Annotated in this window: 13 protein-coding genes and 2 tRNA genes; 2 read left to right on the forward strand and 13 right to left on the reverse strand. The window is 62.5% G+C overall.

All coding sequences use genetic code 11. The features are described from left to right. Positions 1–147: 147 nt before the first annotated feature. From U0034_RS01005 to tig, 11 genes are all read right to left on the reverse strand, one after another. Positions 148–642, reverse strand: coding sequence for an Lrp/AsnC family transcriptional regulator (locus U0034_RS01005; RefSeq protein WP_085226366.1), 495 nt, complete (start codon positions 640–642; stop codon positions 148–150). A gap of 46 nt (positions 643–688) precedes the next feature. Next, on the reverse strand, positions 689–1408 hold the full coding sequence (locus U0034_RS01010; protein WP_085226521.1) for a haloacid dehalogenase type II: 720 nt from the start codon (positions 1406–1408) through the stop codon (positions 689–691). Between the two features lie 124 nt (positions 1409–1532). After that, a complete protein-coding gene (locus U0034_RS01015; RefSeq protein ID WP_085226364.1) occupies positions 1533–2258 on the reverse strand; it encodes a haloacid dehalogenase type II in 726 nt (241 codons plus the stop codon). 447 nt (positions 2259–2705) lie between these two features. Beyond that, entirely contained in the window at positions 2706–3155 is a 450-nt protein-coding gene (locus tag U0034_RS01020; RefSeq protein ID WP_085226519.1) for a type VI secretion system amidase immunity protein Tai4, read from the reverse strand. Between the two features lie 8 nt (positions 3156–3163). Then, positions 3164–3664, reverse strand: coding sequence for a type VI secretion system amidase effector protein Tae4 (locus U0034_RS01025; protein ID WP_085226362.1), 501 nt, complete (start codon positions 3662–3664; stop codon positions 3164–3166). Positions 3665–4053: 389 nt separating this feature from the next. After that, positions 4054–4129 (reverse strand) — tRNA-Val (locus U0034_RS01030). Between the two features lie 136 nt (positions 4130–4265). Beyond that, complete coding sequence (locus U0034_RS01035) at positions 4266–4538, reverse strand: HU family DNA-binding protein (protein ID WP_085226360.1); 273 nt, start codon at positions 4536–4538, stop codon at positions 4266–4268. Between the two features lie 231 nt (positions 4539–4769). Beyond that, positions 4770–7187: an endopeptidase La gene (lon, locus tag U0034_RS01040; RefSeq protein ID WP_085226517.1), complete on the reverse strand. Its 2418-nt coding sequence runs from the start codon at positions 7185–7187 to the stop codon at positions 4770–4772. Positions 7188–7377: 190 nt separating this feature from the next. Next, entirely contained in the window at positions 7378–8649 is a 1272-nt protein-coding gene (gene clpX / locus U0034_RS01045) for an ATP-dependent Clp protease ATP-binding subunit ClpX (RefSeq protein ID WP_085226358.1), read from the reverse strand. Positions 8650–8852: 203 nt separating this feature from the next. Next, positions 8853–9521, reverse strand: coding sequence for an ATP-dependent Clp endopeptidase proteolytic subunit ClpP (gene clpP, locus U0034_RS01050; RefSeq protein WP_085226356.1), 669 nt, complete (start codon positions 9519–9521; stop codon positions 8853–8855). A gap of 124 nt (positions 9522–9645) precedes the next feature. Beyond that, the gene (gene tig, locus U0034_RS01055) at positions 9646–10992 is read right to left on the reverse strand and encodes a trigger factor (RefSeq protein WP_085226354.1); all 1347 of its coding nucleotides are present in this window, start codon (positions 10990–10992) and stop codon (positions 9646–9648) included. Between the two features lie 362 nt (positions 10993–11354). On the opposite strand from tig, the gene U0034_RS01060 reads away from it, so the two are divergent. Continuing rightward, complete coding sequence (locus U0034_RS01060) at positions 11355–12506, forward strand: glycerate kinase (RefSeq protein WP_085226352.1); 1152 nt, start codon at positions 11355–11357, stop codon at positions 12504–12506. Positions 12507–12583: 77 nt separating this feature from the next. After that, complete coding sequence (locus U0034_RS01065) at positions 12584–13033, forward strand: MarR family winged helix-turn-helix transcriptional regulator (RefSeq protein ID WP_085226350.1); 450 nt, start codon at positions 12584–12586, stop codon at positions 13031–13033. 85 nt (positions 13034–13118) lie between these two features. On the opposite strand, the gene U0034_RS01070 is transcribed toward U0034_RS01065, so the two are convergent. Both U0034_RS01070 and U0034_RS01075 read right to left on the reverse strand, forming a co-directional pair. Then, on the reverse strand, positions 13119–14138 hold the full coding sequence (locus tag U0034_RS01070; RefSeq protein WP_085226348.1) for a 2-dehydropantoate 2-reductase: 1020 nt from the start codon (positions 14136–14138) through the stop codon (positions 13119–13121). Positions 14139–14395: 257 nt separating this feature from the next. Further along, positions 14396–14482: transfer RNA gene (locus U0034_RS01075), tRNA-Leu, on the reverse strand. Positions 14483–14668 lie beyond the last annotated feature (186 nt).

Genomic DNA, 14668 nt, shown 5'->3' on the forward strand with positions numbered 1-14668 from the left:
TCGGGCAGCGCTCATTTGAGCACGCTTGCGCCCGCCTCCGCGATCGCTTCATCGTGCTGCGGCTTATCGGCGGATACGCCGATCGCGCGACTACGCTGCCGTTCGAGACCGGGGTTGCCCGGCGTGGCGTTTGATGTACTTTCCGGCTCAGTCTTCGTCGCTCAGCAGCTTGTCGAGCGGCACACCGTGCTTGACGAACGGCGATCGGATCACGATATAGCTGAAGTATTTCTCGATGCCCAGATTGCGATCCAGCAGCCGTTCGACGACTTCCTGGTAATGCCCGATGTCCTTCACGACGAATTTGAGCAAATAGTCGTAACCGCCGCTCACCAGATGGCATTCGGTGATTTCGTCGATGTCGCGTACGTTCGCCTCGAACCGGACGAAGTCGTCGCGTCGATGATCGCGAAGCATGACCTCGGTAAACACGCTCACGGTGTTCGTCAGCTTGGCCATGTTGATATGGGCACCGTATCCCGAGATCACGCCCGCCGCTTCCAGACGCTTGACACGCTGCAGGCACGGGCTGGCCGACAGACCCACGGCTGCGGCGAGGTTCGCATTCGTGGTGTTGCCGTTTCTCTGCAGCTCGGCGAGGATCTTGATGTCGATCCGGTCGAGTTTCGCTCGGGTGCTCATATCGCTCTATTCTCGAATCGGCGTGCGAACCGGCTTTGCACAGCGCTCAGGCAAGCGCTTCGTGGTGCGCCTTGACGAATTGCGCCATGCTGGTGAACTTGAAATCGACGGTCGGCTCGGCAAGCGTACGGATCGTCGCGCCAAGCCCCCGCTGCTCGAATCGCCGATGAATCCAGCAAGACCGGATGCCGAGCCGATTGGCCGGCTCGTGATCGTGGTACATGCTGTCCGCCACGTGCAAAATCTCGTGTTTTCTGACACCGAGTACCGAGAGCACATCCAACATATATTCGAAATTCCGGTTCGACGGCTTATAGGTGCCCACGTCCTCCGCGGTGACCACGGCGTCGAGCGGGACCTGCAGCGTGGCCTGCGTATGGGCGAAATTGTCGTTGTCGACGTTCGATATGACCACCAGCTTGAAGTACTTTTTCAAGTATTGAAGCGTGCTCGTCGAATCGGGAAAGGCGGGCCAGTCACGCACCGATCTCCCGTACGCCACTGCCTGCTCATGCGTATAGGCCGCGCCCCACTCTTCCGCCAGCCGCTTATAGACGACTGCGAGCAACCGGTCATATGGCATGTCGGGGGTCGCGATCTGCTGGTAGGACTCGTGACGGGCGTGCGCCTCCAGCACCGCGTCGCGTGCCGGTGCGCACTGAAGAGACGAGGTCAATGCCGACAGGCTCGCAACGATGCCCGACTCCCAGTCGATCAGCGTTCCGTAGCAATCGAAGGTCAGCGCCTTGAAATCCGTCAGTCGCATGCGCGACTCCTTGCTGTGCATGTTCCGGGTCTCACGAATGATGCGATGGCCTGCATGTCACGCCTTACTGAAACCGGTGCGCAGACAACGAACCGGCCCCATGAGTGGCAACAGCCGGCGGTGCTTATGGCTGCAGCAGCGCTTCCTGATGCGCCTTCGCGAGTTCCGCCATGCTGTTGAACCGGAAATTGACCGCCGGCTGTTCGCCCGGGTTCATCGTTGCGCCGAACCCCTCTTGCGAGTGGCGACGATAGATCCAGCACGATGCAAGGCCGAACGCATTCGCGGGCCTGTGGTCGTGAAAAAGGCTTTCCGCCGTGTGAAGGATGCGCTCCTTCCTGATACCGCGGGCACCCAGTTTATCGAGCATGTACTCGAAGTTGCGCGGCGACGGCTTGTACGCACCCACGTCTTCGGCTGTGATGATCGCGTCGAATTCGACCCGAAGCTTGGCATTGCTGTAGGTAAAGCTCTCGTTGTCGATGTTCGAGAGAATCACGAGCCTGTAGTGCTGCTTCAGATACTGAAGCGCGGCCGCCGAGTCGTCGAATGCGGGCCAGTTGCGAATCGACCGCCCGTATGCCACGCACTCCTCATGCGTGAAAGGCACGCCCCATTCCTCCGCCACGCGTTTGTAGACGATCGGCAGCAGTTCCTGGTACCGCTTGCCCGGCGTATACAACTGCTGCGAGGATTCATGGCGAGCATGAGCCTCGAGCACCTGATCGCGCGAGAGCGGCGTTTTCACGCGATCGAGCAGCGGTCGCAACCCCTCGAAGATGCCCGATTCCCAGTCGATCAGCGTGCCATAGCAGTCGAACGTCAGCGTATCGAAGTCGGTCAATTTCACGGAAGCTTCTCCTGTTGGTTGGTGAGCGAGAATAGTCTATTGCGCCTGCCCGGCAACCATGACTCATCTTGCGTCGCACATCGGCAACGGCTGCGGCGAAGAGGAGCCCGATCCGCAGAATCTGCCGCAGCGATCGACTGAAATCGACAGTCGTGCACGTGTATGGGCTCTCGACGCTGGGCCAGGCGAGCGACGTCCCGCCGCCCCCAGGCCTTGCCCGAGCGGACACCGCGTCGAACCGGTCACCCGCAAACGCCCCAACAGCCGAGAGCCTGACCAAGGGGGGCCGTCCAGGCAGGACGCCATTACTGCCCGGGCGACCGCCCAGAGGCGGTCGGCGAGATCGCCCCATAAAGGTCGCGCGTCACGTTTCTGTCCGCTGAGATCGGCTTCGTCCTCGAGCTTGGGCGGGTTGTTTTTCTAGATTCGCCCCGCCTGCGACCGAAACTACTTCCGGTCGAGCGGCACGGGATTGTCCTGCCTGTAAGTATGGCGCGGATTGATGACAAGGCGTTTGGCTTGTTGCTCCAATTCCCGGCTGTGGTAAAGATCCAGGCACTTGAGAAAATCGAACTTCACATCTTTCGTTTCCGATTCCGCCAGTGGATTACGATAATCACGCGCCAAATAACGATCCACTAATGCGCGTATTACATCCGGACTCTTTTCAAGATCGTAATAGGTCCAATCGCGCAACGCGCTCACGCTGCTTCCGGCGTCGACAGCGGCACGTTGGTCGCCCTTGTATGCATTGGCGATACAGGTGGCCAAGACCATGTCTTTGAAGTTCTGCGCGTACGTTCGCGTTGCCGCTTCAGGAGAAGAATGCGCGATGTCCTTCGCGTCGCTCGCCAATGCGGTCAGAAGTGCCGCGGCCGAAAGAGCGGCCCCGATCATGGCCTTGTTCACGGCAAGCTCCAGAAATTCGCACGGTCGGTGCGATACCTTGCCTCGGGCTCGTTGAAATAACAATGGTCATAGCATGTCTTGCCGTCGAACAGGGTCGCGTGACCCGCGGCGTCTGTCCATCCACTGACTTCGAACAAAACGAGACCTCTTTTGCCTGCCAGTGCACCGCCGCCCGATGGCGGATAGCTGATGACTTCCGGCTGTCCCCACCGTCCCCGGAGGAATGCAATAAGATCTTTAACGCGGAAGAAATACTGGCGCTTATCCGCACCAGAAACAGTCTGGCCAGGCAATCCGGGAATGGCGAACCCGGATTCGTTCAGAATGTAGCTCATCCGCACGGCGCAGGTGTTGCTCCACCGCTGCTTAGGATCGGGATTGTTGATATTTTTTTCGACATAGCCACCGATTACCTGCGCCACTCGGCCCGCTGCGTTCGCGGGATCGTAGATTCGCATCGAAGCCGCCCAGGCGGCGGAAAAAGACGGTCTCCTCATCTGTCCTCTCCTTTTGGGTACAGCCGTCACAGCATCGATTACACGGGTAGTGGCCGCTCGTTACCGCTTCGCTTGGCGCCCCCTCTCAAATGCTTTCGCGATAATACATCACATGAAAGCGAATTGTTAGCAGGTGCACTGAATCGATATTCAGCGCTCATAGCCGTAAGGTTTAACCGTCAAGCTTGAATAGCACGTGCCGCCTTGATAGAAAGGCTCGGTGAAGTTGCGTCGGATGGGGAAACAGCTGGTGAAATATTCCGGCCCAAGCGTTATGCAGCAGAAAAAACAAAACCCGCACGCCATCGACGGCTATGCGGGTTCTATTCGATACTGCCTGCAGCGCGAGACCGGCGAAGCGGCCTCCAACCTTGGTCGCGAACGGAAAATGGTGGGTGCTGAGAGGCTCGAACTCCCGACCTACGCCTTGTAAGGGCGCCGCTCTACCAACTGAGCTAAGCACCCGTTCGCGCTTCCGATGCCAGTGTGATGCACGGCTGACATCGTTCGCTGATTTTGCTGATTGGTGCCTTGTAATAGCCTTGTCAGCGACCTTGATCGGCAACTTGTGCGTTACAGGGCTTCCTAACCAGCGAGCCCGCTAGTTTAGCGCATCTTTCAGTGCTTTGCCAGGCTTAAATTTCGGAACCTTGGCGGCCTTGATCTTGATCGCCGCTCCGGTGCGCGGATTGCGGCCCGTACGCGCGGTGCGCTTGCCGACCGCGAACGTGCCGAAGCCCACAAGCGTCACCGAGCCGCCCTTTTTCAAGGTGTTCTTGACGCCGGCGATGACGGCGTCGAGCGCGCGCCCTGCCGCCGCTTTCGATAAATCCGCTTGTTCCGCGATGTGGTCGATCAATTCCGTCTTGTTCATCCAAACCCCCGAGAATGAATATTGGCATTCCAAACTTGCGCCCCCTGGCGCCGCCCGGCGCCAGGCGCTGAGCCCGCTCATTTAAAGTAGCCGAAACACAGGTGTCAACCGGGATCGGCCCGATCTTCGTAGTCTGGCGCCGCAGTGGAAAAGAAAAAACCCGCGGAGCAGTCGCATCCGCGGGTTCGGGTCGGGCGTCGAGCCGCCACGGCGGCTCGGTCGCTCGCAGGTTCAGTGCTTGACGACTTCGCTCGTCGCCGCGTCCTTCGCGGGCTCAGCCACCGGAGCGGCCTTGGGCTCTTCCTCGGGCAGTGCTTCCGGCACGCGCTCCAGCGCAAGCTCGAGCACACGATCGATCCAGCGCACCGGCACGATCTCGATCGCGTTTTTCACGTTGTCGGGGATCTCGGTCAAGTCCTTCACGTTCTCTTCCGGGATCAGCACGAGCTTGATGCCGCCACGGTGCGCGGCCAGCAGCTTCTCCTTGAGCCCACCGATCGGCAACACTTCGCCGCGCAGCGTGATCTCCCCCGTCATCGCGACATCGGCGCGCACCGGAATGCCCGTCAGCACCGACACGAGCGCCGTCGTCATCGCGATACCGGCAGACGGACCGTCCTTCGGCGTCGCGCCCTCGGGCACGTGGATGTGGATGTCCTGCTTCTCGAACGCCTCGTCCTTCACACCGAGACGGCGCGAGCGCGAGCGCACCACCGAACGGGCCGCCTCGACGGACTCCTTCATGACGTCGCCGAGCGAACCGGTGCGGATCACATTGCCCTTGCCCGGCATCACCGCCGCTTCGATCGTCAGCAAATCGCCGCCGACCTCCGTCCAGGCAAGGCCCGTGACCTGACCGATCTGGTTTTGCTTCGCCGCCAGGCCGAAGTCGTACTTGCGCACGCCCAGGAAGGTGTCGAGGTTTTCGCCGTCCACCTTCACGGCACTGTCGGCCTTCTTCAGCAGTAACATCTTCACGACCTTGCGGCAGATCTTCGACACTTCCCGCTCGAGCGAACGCACACCGGCTTCGCGCGTGTAGTAGCGGATGATGTCGCGGATCGCAGACTCGGTCACGTCGATCTCGCCGTCGCGCAGGCCGTTGTTCTTCTTCTGCTTCGGCAGCAGATAGCGTTGCGCGATGCTGACCTTCTCATCCTCGGTATAGCCAGACAGCCGGATCACTTCCATCCGGTCGAGCAGCGGAGGCGGAATGTTCAGCGAGTTCGACGTCGCGACGAACATCACGTCCGACAGGTCGAAGTCGACTTCCACATAGTGGTCGGCGAACGTGTGGTTCTGTTCGGGGTCGAGCACTTCGAGCAGCGCCGACGAAGGATCGCCGCGGAAATCCATGCCCATCTTGTCGACTTCGTCGAGCAGGAAGAGCGGGTTGCGCACGCCGACCTTCGTCAGGCTCTGCAGGATCTTGCCCGGCATCGAGCCGATGTAGGTGCGACGGTGGCCGCGAATCTCGGCCTCGTCGCGCACCCCGCCCAGCGCCATGCGCACGAACTTGCGGTTCGTCGCGCGTGCGATGGACTGGCCCAGCGACGTCTTACCGACGCCCGGAGGCCCCACGAGGCACAGGATCGGCGCCTTCACCTTGTCGACACGCTGCTGCACCGCGAGGTACTCGAGAATGCGTTCCTTCACCTTCTCGAGACCGTAGTGGTCTTCGTCGAGCACACGCTCGGCATTCGAAAGGTCGTTGTTGACCTTGCTCTTCTTGCGCCACGGCAGCCCGATCAGCGTATCGATGTAATTGCGCACGACGGTGGCCTCGGCCGACATCGGCGACATCAGCTTCAGCTTCTTCAGCTCCGCGTCGGCCTTCTTCTTGGCCTCCTTGGGCATGCGCGCTGCCTCGATCCGCTTTTCGAGTTCCTCGAGATCCGCGCCTTCCTCGCCCTCGCCGAGTTCCTTCTGAATCGCCTTGACCTGCTCGTTCAGGTAGTACTCGCGCTGGCTCTTCTCCATCTGGCGCTTCACACGCCCGCGGATACGCTTTTCCACCTGAAGAATATCGATTTCGGCCTCGAGCTGCGCAAGCAGGTGCTCGAGCCGCTCCACGACCGGGAACATCTCGAGAATGTGCTGCTTCTGGTCGAGCTTGAGCGGCAGATGGGCCGCAATCGTATCGGCCAGACGCCCCGCTTCGTCGATACCGGCGAGCGAAGTCAGGATCTCGGGCGGGATCTTCTTGTTCAGCTTCACGTACTGATCGAACTGCGAGACGATCGCGCGGCGCAGCGCTTCGGTCTCCGCGTTATCGGCGTGATCCGGCTCGAGCGGCATGACCTCGCACGAGAACTGCGTCTCCTGCTCTTCGATCGAAAGCGTCTTCGCACGCTGCAGCCCCTCGACGAGCACCTTCACGGTGCCGTCCGGCAGCTTCAGCATTTGCAGGATGTTGGCGATACATCCTACTTCGTACATGTCTTTCTCGGTCGGCTCATCCTTGGCCGCCGTCTTTTGCGCGACGAGCATGATGTGCTTGCCGCCCTCCATGGCAACCTCGAGCGCCTTGATGGACTTCGGCCGCCCCACGAAAAGGGGAATCACCATATGCGGGAAAACGACAACGTCTCGCAAAGGCAGCAGCGGGAGCGTAATGCGCTCCGGAGGGAGGAGTTGGGTTCCTGACATTTTCATTTCCCCATGAGTGGAATCAGAACATTCGGTAGTTGAGGCCCGCGATGCGGATTGCAAGCCTGTGCGAGTGGGAAAAAGTTCAGTTCACCTGTCGAAGCAGTCAGTGTTACCCACAAGATAAACGAAAAAAGCCGTTCACGTTGCCATGAACGGCTGTTTCACAGAAAACCTTGAGGCCGATCAATCAATTCGAGCCCGCAACCTTCGGGGCTTCCTCGTAGATCAGGAGCGGCTTTCCGTCACCGTCGATGACGTTGTCGTCGATGATGACCTTGCTGACTCCCTTCATCGTCGGCAACTCATACATCACGTCGAGCAATGCCTGTTCCAGAATGGAGCGCAGCCCGCGCGCCCCCGTCTTGCGGCGGATGGCCTTGCGCGCCACGGCTTGCAGGGCATCCGGACGGATTTCCAGTTCCACGCGCTCCATCGCGAAAAGTTTGTGGTACTGCTTGACGAGCGCGTTCTTCGGCTCGACCAGGATCTTCATCAGCGCAGCTTCGTCGAGCTTGCCGAGCGTCGCGACCACCGGCAGGCGCCCGATCAGCTCGGGGATCAAACCGAATTTGATCAGATCCTCGGGTTCGACCTCGCGCAGCACTTCGCCGGCATCGCGCTCCTGCTTGCTCTTCACGGTCGCACCGAAGCCGATGCCCGTCTTCTCCGTGCGGTCCGTGATGACCTTCTCGAGGCCGTCGAACGCGCCGCCGCAGACGAAGAGGATGTTGGTGGTATCGACCTGGATGAAGTCCTGGTTCGGGTGCTTGCGTCCGCCCTGCGGCGGCACCGACGCCATTGTGCCCTCGACGAGCTTTAACAGCGCCTGCTGCACGCCCTCGCCCGACACGTCACGCGTGATCGACGGGTTGTCCGACTTGCGGCTGATCTTGTCGATCTCGTCGATGTAGACGATGCCGCGCTGGGCCTTGTCGACTTCGTAATTACAGTTTTGCAACAGCTTTTGGATGATGTTCTCGACATCCTCGCCAACATAGCCGGCCTCCGTGAGCGTCGTCGCGTCGGCGATGACGAACGGCACGTTGAGCAGGCGCGCGAGCGTTTGCGCGAGCAGCGTCTTGCCCGAGCCGGTCGGCCCGATGAGCAGGATGTTGCTCTTCGAAAGCTCGATGTCGTCTTTCTTGTCGAGGTGCTTGAGCCGCTTGTAGTGATTGTAGACCGCAACCGCGAGAATCTTCTTCGCGCGCTCCTGCCCGATCACGTACTGATCGAGGATGTCGCGAATCTCCTGCGGGCTCGGCAGGTCGGACTTCGACAAGCCGGAGTCCGTGCCTGCACCCGCGGCTTCATCGCGAATGATCTCGTTGCACAAGTCGATGCATTCATCGCAGATGAACACCGACGGGCCGGCAATCAGCTTCTTGACCTCATGCTGGCTCTTTCCGCAAAACGAGCAATACAACAGCTTTTCGCTGTTCGAACCTTTTTTGTCCGCCATGGATATACGAGCCTCCGGACACTCCCAATGACCAGGCAACGCCTCATCCACCCCAATTCGGGGCCGGATGACGCAGGCAAAAACACGTGTTCGCGTTCCTGCCTTCAGCGCCTGTAGCTATTATCGACCATTTATAACACCGCTTGAGCCGGCGTCTACACCCATTGTGCGAAATGGCGCGCACGCGCGCGAGCGCGCCCCCTTCACGAACGCTTGTGCAGGACCTGGTCGATCAGTCCGTAAGCCTGGGCGTCCTCGCCCGACATGAAGTTGTCGCGGTCGGTATCGCGTGCAATCCGCTCGACCGACTGGCCCGTATGCTGCGCGAGCAAGTGGTTGAGTCGCTCCCTCAAATAGAGGATTTCGCGTGCCTGGATCTCGATGTCCGACGCCTGGCCACGCGCGCCGCCGAGCGGCTGGTGGATCATCACACGGGCGTTCGGCAACGCAAAGCGCTTACCCTTCGCGCCCGATGCCAGCAGAAACGCACCCATGCTCGCCGCAAGACCCATGCACAGTGTCGATACGTCAGGCTTGATGAACTGCATGGTGTCGTAGATCGCCATGCCGGCCGAAACCGAGCCGCCCGGACTGTTGATGTACAGGTTGATGTCCTTGTCGGGATTCTCGCTCTCGAGGAAAAGGAGCTGCGCCACGACGAGGTTCGCCGTCTGGTCGTTGACTTCCCCGACCATGAAGACGACGCGCTCCTTCAAAAGGCGCGAATAAATGTCGTACGAACGCTCTCCCCGGCCGCTCGTTTCCACGACGATCGGCACGAGCCCCAGCGCCTGGGCTCCCAACGCCTGCGTTTCCAGATCCCGCGGTGCCTGGGAAGCCAACGTGTCCAGCAATTGAGCGCGAAAGGTCATGCAATGGTTCCTTGTTCGGAATGGTCCCGGATAGCCGCCGGCCGCGGCGGCCCTGCCGCGCGCCGACGCAAAAACGGCGTGGGGCCGCCGCTCCGACAGCCCGCACGCCGCTCGAGGCGATGCCTTACGCTTGCGCCGAGGCGCTCGCCAATGCTTCGAAGCTGACTTCCTTGTCCGTCACCTTGGCCTTGCCGAGCACGAACTCCACGACGTTGCTCTCCACGACGTAGGCTTCCATTTCGGCCAGGCGCTGCTTGTTGGAATAATACCAGCGGATGACTTCTTTCGGGTCTTCGTAGCTTTTCGCGAATTCCTCGACTTCGGCACGGATCTGCTCCGGCTTGGCTTCGAGGCCATTGGCCTTCACGAGTTCGGCGAGTACGAGGCCCAGCTTGACGCGGCGCTCGGCCTGCTCCTTGAACATTTCGGCCGGGATCGGTGCGCTGGCCGCATTGGGCACGCCGCGCTGCACGAGGTCCTGACGCGCCATTTCCACGAGGCGCTCCTGGTCCTGTTCGATCAGTGCCTTCGGCACCTCGAGTTCCGAAATCTTCAGCAGCGCGTCCATGACCTGGTTTTTCACGATCGTCTGCGTGCGGCGCTTCGCCTCGCGCTCGAGGTTTTCCTTGATCTCCGCGCGCATCTTGGCCATATCGCCGTCGGCAATGCCGAGGGACTTGGCGAAATCGCCGTCGACCTCCGGCAGGTGCGGCCACTCGACCTTCTTCATCGTGATCGTGAACTGTGCCGTCTTCCCTGCCACTTCCTTGCCGTGGTAATCCTCGGGGAACTTGAGATCGAACTCGCGCGACTCGCCCACTTTCAGGCCCGTAGCCGCCTGTTCGAATTCGGGCAGCATCCGGCCTTCGCCGAGCACGAACGAGAAATCTTCGGCGCTGCCGCCCGCGAATGCCTCGCCGTCGAGCTTGCCGACGAAATCGACCGTCACGCGGTCACCGCTTTGCGCCGCCTGGTCGGCACCGCCGTCGCCATGCTCGCCGCCCTCGCCGCGCGCGTGGTAATGCACGCGCTGCTTGCGCAGGATGTCGAGCGTACGGTCGACTTCAGCGTCGCCAATCGTCGTGGTCGTACGTTCGACTTCGGCCGCGGCCAGATCGCCAATGGCGACCTCAGGGTATACCTCGAACGTGGCGTCGAACGCGTAAGCGTCGTCGCCCGCGTTTTCCTTCGGGCTGAAGCTCGGCTGGCCCGCCACGCGCAGGTTCTCGGTGCGGCTGATGTCGAAGAACTGCTTGCCGACCTTGTCGCTCAGCACCTCGGCCTCTACCTGGCCGGCGTACTGCTGCGTGACCATCTTGAGCGGCACCTTGCCCGGACGGAAGCCCGGCATACGCACGTTCTTCGCGATCTGACGGATACGGGACTCGATTTCTTTTTGTACCGCATCCTTCGGCAGGGAAATCGTCACGCGGCGCTCGAGCTTGCCGAGGTTTTCAACAACGTTAGCCATGGCTTCAATCGTCCTAAATGATCATGCGAATCGGGTTTTCTTGGCCGTGCCCGCTACGAAACGTCGTGCGAAACGGGTGCCGCATCACCAGGTTCGCCGTGTTCCCCGCAGTGTTCCCGGCTGGCAGCCGGCGGCACGGGTCGGATCGGAAGAATCGAGTATTCTAGCAAACTATTGCCGTGCCGAGCCCGGCACGCGGCATTTGCCGCAAAAAGGCCGCCTTCGCCGCGTGCCTCGTCTCCGTCCCCTCCCGACAATCCCCAATGCGCTATCCGCTCGCCCGATGGCGCTGCTAAGCTGTCGGCCGACACGCCGGCACGCGTCCGGCCCCGACAATCGATCGATTCAATTTCGGAGACACCATGCCCAGCCCGCTGCCCGCGCCGATCGTCGTGATCGCTCCCGACTCGTTCAAGGGGTCGCTCAGCGCCCAAGCGGTAGCCGAGGCCATCGCCGCCGGTGTGCGCCGCGCTCGCGCCGATGCCGTCGTGCGGCTCGCACCGATGGCCGATGGCGGCGAAGGCACGCTCGACGCCATGCTCGCGCGCGGCGGCGAACGGCGGGTCCTCCGGGTGCGCGGCGCGAGCGGGGTCGAGCGCGACGCCGCGGTCGGCATTCTGCCCGACGGCAGCGCCGTGGTGGAGACAGCCGAGATCGTCGGCATCACCGACGCCGTCGCGATGCGCGAGCCCGTGACGGCGCGCGGCACACGCGGCATGGGCGAGGCCGTTCGCGCGCTGCTCGATGCGGGCGTCACGCGCTTTTTTGTCGCGCTGGGCGGCAGCAGTACCAACGACGGCGGCGCGGGGCTGCTCGTCGGGCTAGGGTTGCGGCTTTTCGACGAAGCCGATCACGCACTGGAACCGACGCCGGCCGGGCTCGCACGGCTCGCGCGCGTAGATGCTTCGATGCTCGATGCGCGCCTCGCGAGCGCCACGTTCGTCGCCATGTCGGACGTGGATAACCCGCTCACGGGCGAGCACGGCGCGACGGCGGTCTTCGGCCCGCAAAAAGGCGTGCAGCCGGCCCATATCGCCGAGATCGACGCCACGCTCGCGCGTTTCGCCGCACTGGCCGAAGCCGCGCTCGGCCGCGCCGTACGCGATCTGCCGGGTTCCGGCGCAGCGGGGGGGCTTGGCTTCGCGCTGCGGCTGCTTGGCGCCAGGTTCGAGCCCGGCGCCGAAGTCGTCGCGAGCCAGGTGGGGCTCGATGCCGCACTCGACGGCGCGAGCTGGCTCATTACCGGCGAGGGCCGCTCCGACGCGCAAACGCTGCGCGGCAAGGCGCCTTATGTCGCCTGCCGCCATGCGCGCGCGGCGGGAGTGCCGGCATCGCTGCTCTCGGGCGGCGTCGACCCGGCCGCGCTGCCGGCCTTGTCGGCACATTTCACCGGGTGTTTCTCGCCGGCACCGGGCCCGATCACACTCGACGTCGCAATTCGCGACGCCGCACGCCTGCTCTCCAACGAGGCGGAGCAACTCACACGCTTACGGTATGGCGCCGGCGAAGCCTGAACGCGACGCACCGGGCATCCGCACATGAAAACCACCTGCGCCCCCCGCCGCCGGCCCGGGGCTTTTCGGAGCAATGGATGAAGGCTGCCACAGCCGGTCTCGAACAATTCCTGACCTACCGGATGCACGTTCTCAACAAGCTTTCCGAGCGCGGCATCAGCGAACGCTATCAGGCGAAACTCGGCATCACGTTGCCCGAGGCGCGCGTGATCGCTTCGGTCGGCTCGTTCGGGCCGTTCTCGATCATGGACCTGGCCAAGCATGCGAATCTCGACAAGAGCCAGGCGAGCCGCGCGGCGGAGGCACTGATCCGGCGCAAGCTCATGCAACGCGAGGCCAGCAACGACGACGGGCGCATCGTGCTCGTCTCGCTGACCGCCGAAGGGCGTGCGCTCTATCGCAAAGTCATGCCGATCGCGCGCAAATGGAATGCCGATCTCTTCAGCTGTCTTCGCGAGGAGGAAAAAGCCGCGCTCGGCCGCGCGCTGGACAAGGTCATCGCCAGCGCATTCACCGACGCCGTTTAACAACGAGCAAAGAGCACGGGCAAAGGCGGCAAGCGCGACTTCGACTTCTACGGCGACGCGTCGATACGCGCGGCCGCCGTATGCGTCAACTCGCCCGATGCGTCCGCCCGTGCGTCTCGAAAGACGCCGCCCGCTGACGCAGCAGCCCGAGCACGGCGTCGCAATAAGGTGTGACCACGCCGAACTTGCGCCCCAGTTCGGGGAACACACCGAGGATTGGATCGATCTCGAGGGGTCGGCCCGCCTCGAGATCCTGCAACATCGAGGTTTTCACGGCGCCGAGCTGCCGCGTCACCGCCATCCGCGCTTCGGCCGACATGCCGGTCGACACGCCGAGATGCTCTCCGATCGCCTCGGCCTCTTCCATCATGCGCAGCGCCAGCGCATGGGTGAACGGGTCGTCGAGCAGCCGGTCGAGCGTCGAACCCGTCAATGCGGAAAGCGGGTTCATGTTCATGTTGCCCCAGAGCTTCGCCCAGACCTGCGATCGAATATCGTCCGTCAATTCGACGTCGAACCCGCCAGCCGCGAGCGCGGCGCCCAGCTCGCGCGCACGCTCGCCGAGCGCCGCCCGCGCGGCACCGACGACGAGCCGGTTGCCGCTCGCGCGGCGCACGATGCCCGGCGCGGGAGTCGATGCGGATAGATGTACGACGCAGCCGATGGCGCGGCTCGCAGGCAACGCGCGCGAGACGCCTCCATCGGGATCGACCGCCTCGATGCGCCCGCCGTCGCGGCCGTCGAGGAACCACCATGGCAGCCCGTTGGTTGCACTCACGACGACCGTGTGCTCGCCGATGAGCGACTGCAGGCTCGCAGCAAGCGACGGCAACGCCTGTGCCTTCAGCGCGATGATCACCACGTCCTGCATGCCGAGCGCAGTGGCGGCGTCGCTCGCGCGGACGGCCACACCGGGTGCCTGCTCGCCTGCGCTTTCGACGCGAATGCCATGAGCACGGATCGCACCAAGCGTTTCGCCGCGCGCAAGCACGCTTACGTCATGCCCTGCTTGCGCGAGCGCAGCCGCAAGCAGGCCGCCGATGGCTCCGGCGCCCACCACGGCCGTACGCGTACGCGCGGTCGAGTAATCGCTCGTATTGCTCATAGTGTCGTTCTCCGCACGCAGAATCGAGATGGCGGCTCGCTGCGCGCCGCGAAAGTCGCGTTCGGCAATGAGACGGGGAATTCAGCATCGACGCGCTTCGACCTCGTTGCCCGCCCCGTATCGGCACCACGGACGACCACGCCCACGCAGGTTCGTTGTGTCAGCAACCGATTATGGACGATGGACGATGGACGGCAGGACGCCGGCCCACACGGGGCTCGACGTCGCGCAACAACACAGGGGAAACAAAGAAAAAATGGTGCGAGGAGCGGGACTCGAACCCGCACACCATTGCTGGCGTCAGGACCTAAACCTGGTGCGTCTACCAATTTCGCCATCCTCGCAGCCGGAAAGGTGCGCCGCATCTTCCGCGCATCTTCCGCGCATCTTCCGCGCATCTTCCGCGCATCTTCCGCGCATCTTTCCGCGCATCTTTCCGCGCATCTTTCCGCGCATCTTTCCGATATCCGGCTTTCGATGCTTCGTGATTCGGGCAGGACGCCCGCGCATCGGCACGCCTTGGCAGGCGT

It is taken from the genome of Trinickia caryophylli (assembly GCF_034424545.1).
In the GTDB taxonomy this organism is placed as follows: Bacteria; Pseudomonadota; Gammaproteobacteria; order Burkholderiales; family Burkholderiaceae; genus Trinickia; species Trinickia caryophylli.

Coding starts and splice junctions, on each gene's coding strand:
- U0034_RS01005 (WP_085226366.1), bottom strand. CDS start 642: ATGAGCACCCGAGCGAAACTCGACCGGATCGACATCAAGATCCTCGCC.
- U0034_RS01010 (WP_085226521.1), bottom strand. CDS start 1,408: ATGCGACTGACGGATTTCAAGGCGCTGACCTTCGATTGCTACGGAACG.
- U0034_RS01020 (WP_085226519.1), bottom strand. CDS start 3,155: ATGATCGGGGCCGCTCTTTCGGCCGCGGCACTTCTGACCGCATTGGCG.
- U0034_RS01025 (WP_085226362.1), bottom strand. CDS start 3,664: ATGAGGAGACCGTCTTTTTCCGCCGCCTGGGCGGCTTCGATGCGAATC.
- U0034_RS01035 (WP_085226360.1), bottom strand. CDS start 4,538: ATGAACAAGACGGAATTGATCGACCACATCGCGGAACAAGCGGATTTA.
- lon (WP_085226517.1), bottom strand. CDS start 7,187: ATGTCAGGAACCCAACTCCTCCCTCCGGAGCGCATTACGCTCCCGCTG.
- clpX (WP_085226358.1), bottom strand. CDS start 8,649: ATGGCGGACAAAAAAGGTTCGAACAGCGAAAAGCTGTTGTATTGCTCG.
- clpP (WP_085226356.1), bottom strand. CDS start 9,521: ATGACCTTTCGCGCTCAATTGCTGGACACGTTGGCTTCCCAGGCACCG.
- tig (WP_085226354.1), bottom strand. CDS start 10,992: ATGGCTAACGTTGTTGAAAACCTCGGCAAGCTCGAGCGCCGCGTGACG.
- U0034_RS01060 (WP_085226352.1), top strand. CDS start 11,355: ATGCCCAGCCCGCTGCCCGCGCCGATCGTCGTGATCGCTCCCGACTCG.
- U0034_RS01065 (WP_085226350.1), top strand. CDS start 12,584: ATGAAGGCTGCCACAGCCGGTCTCGAACAATTCCTGACCTACCGGATG.
- U0034_RS01070 (WP_085226348.1), bottom strand. CDS start 14,138: ATGAGCAATACGAGCGATTACTCGACCGCGCGTACGCGTACGGCCGTG.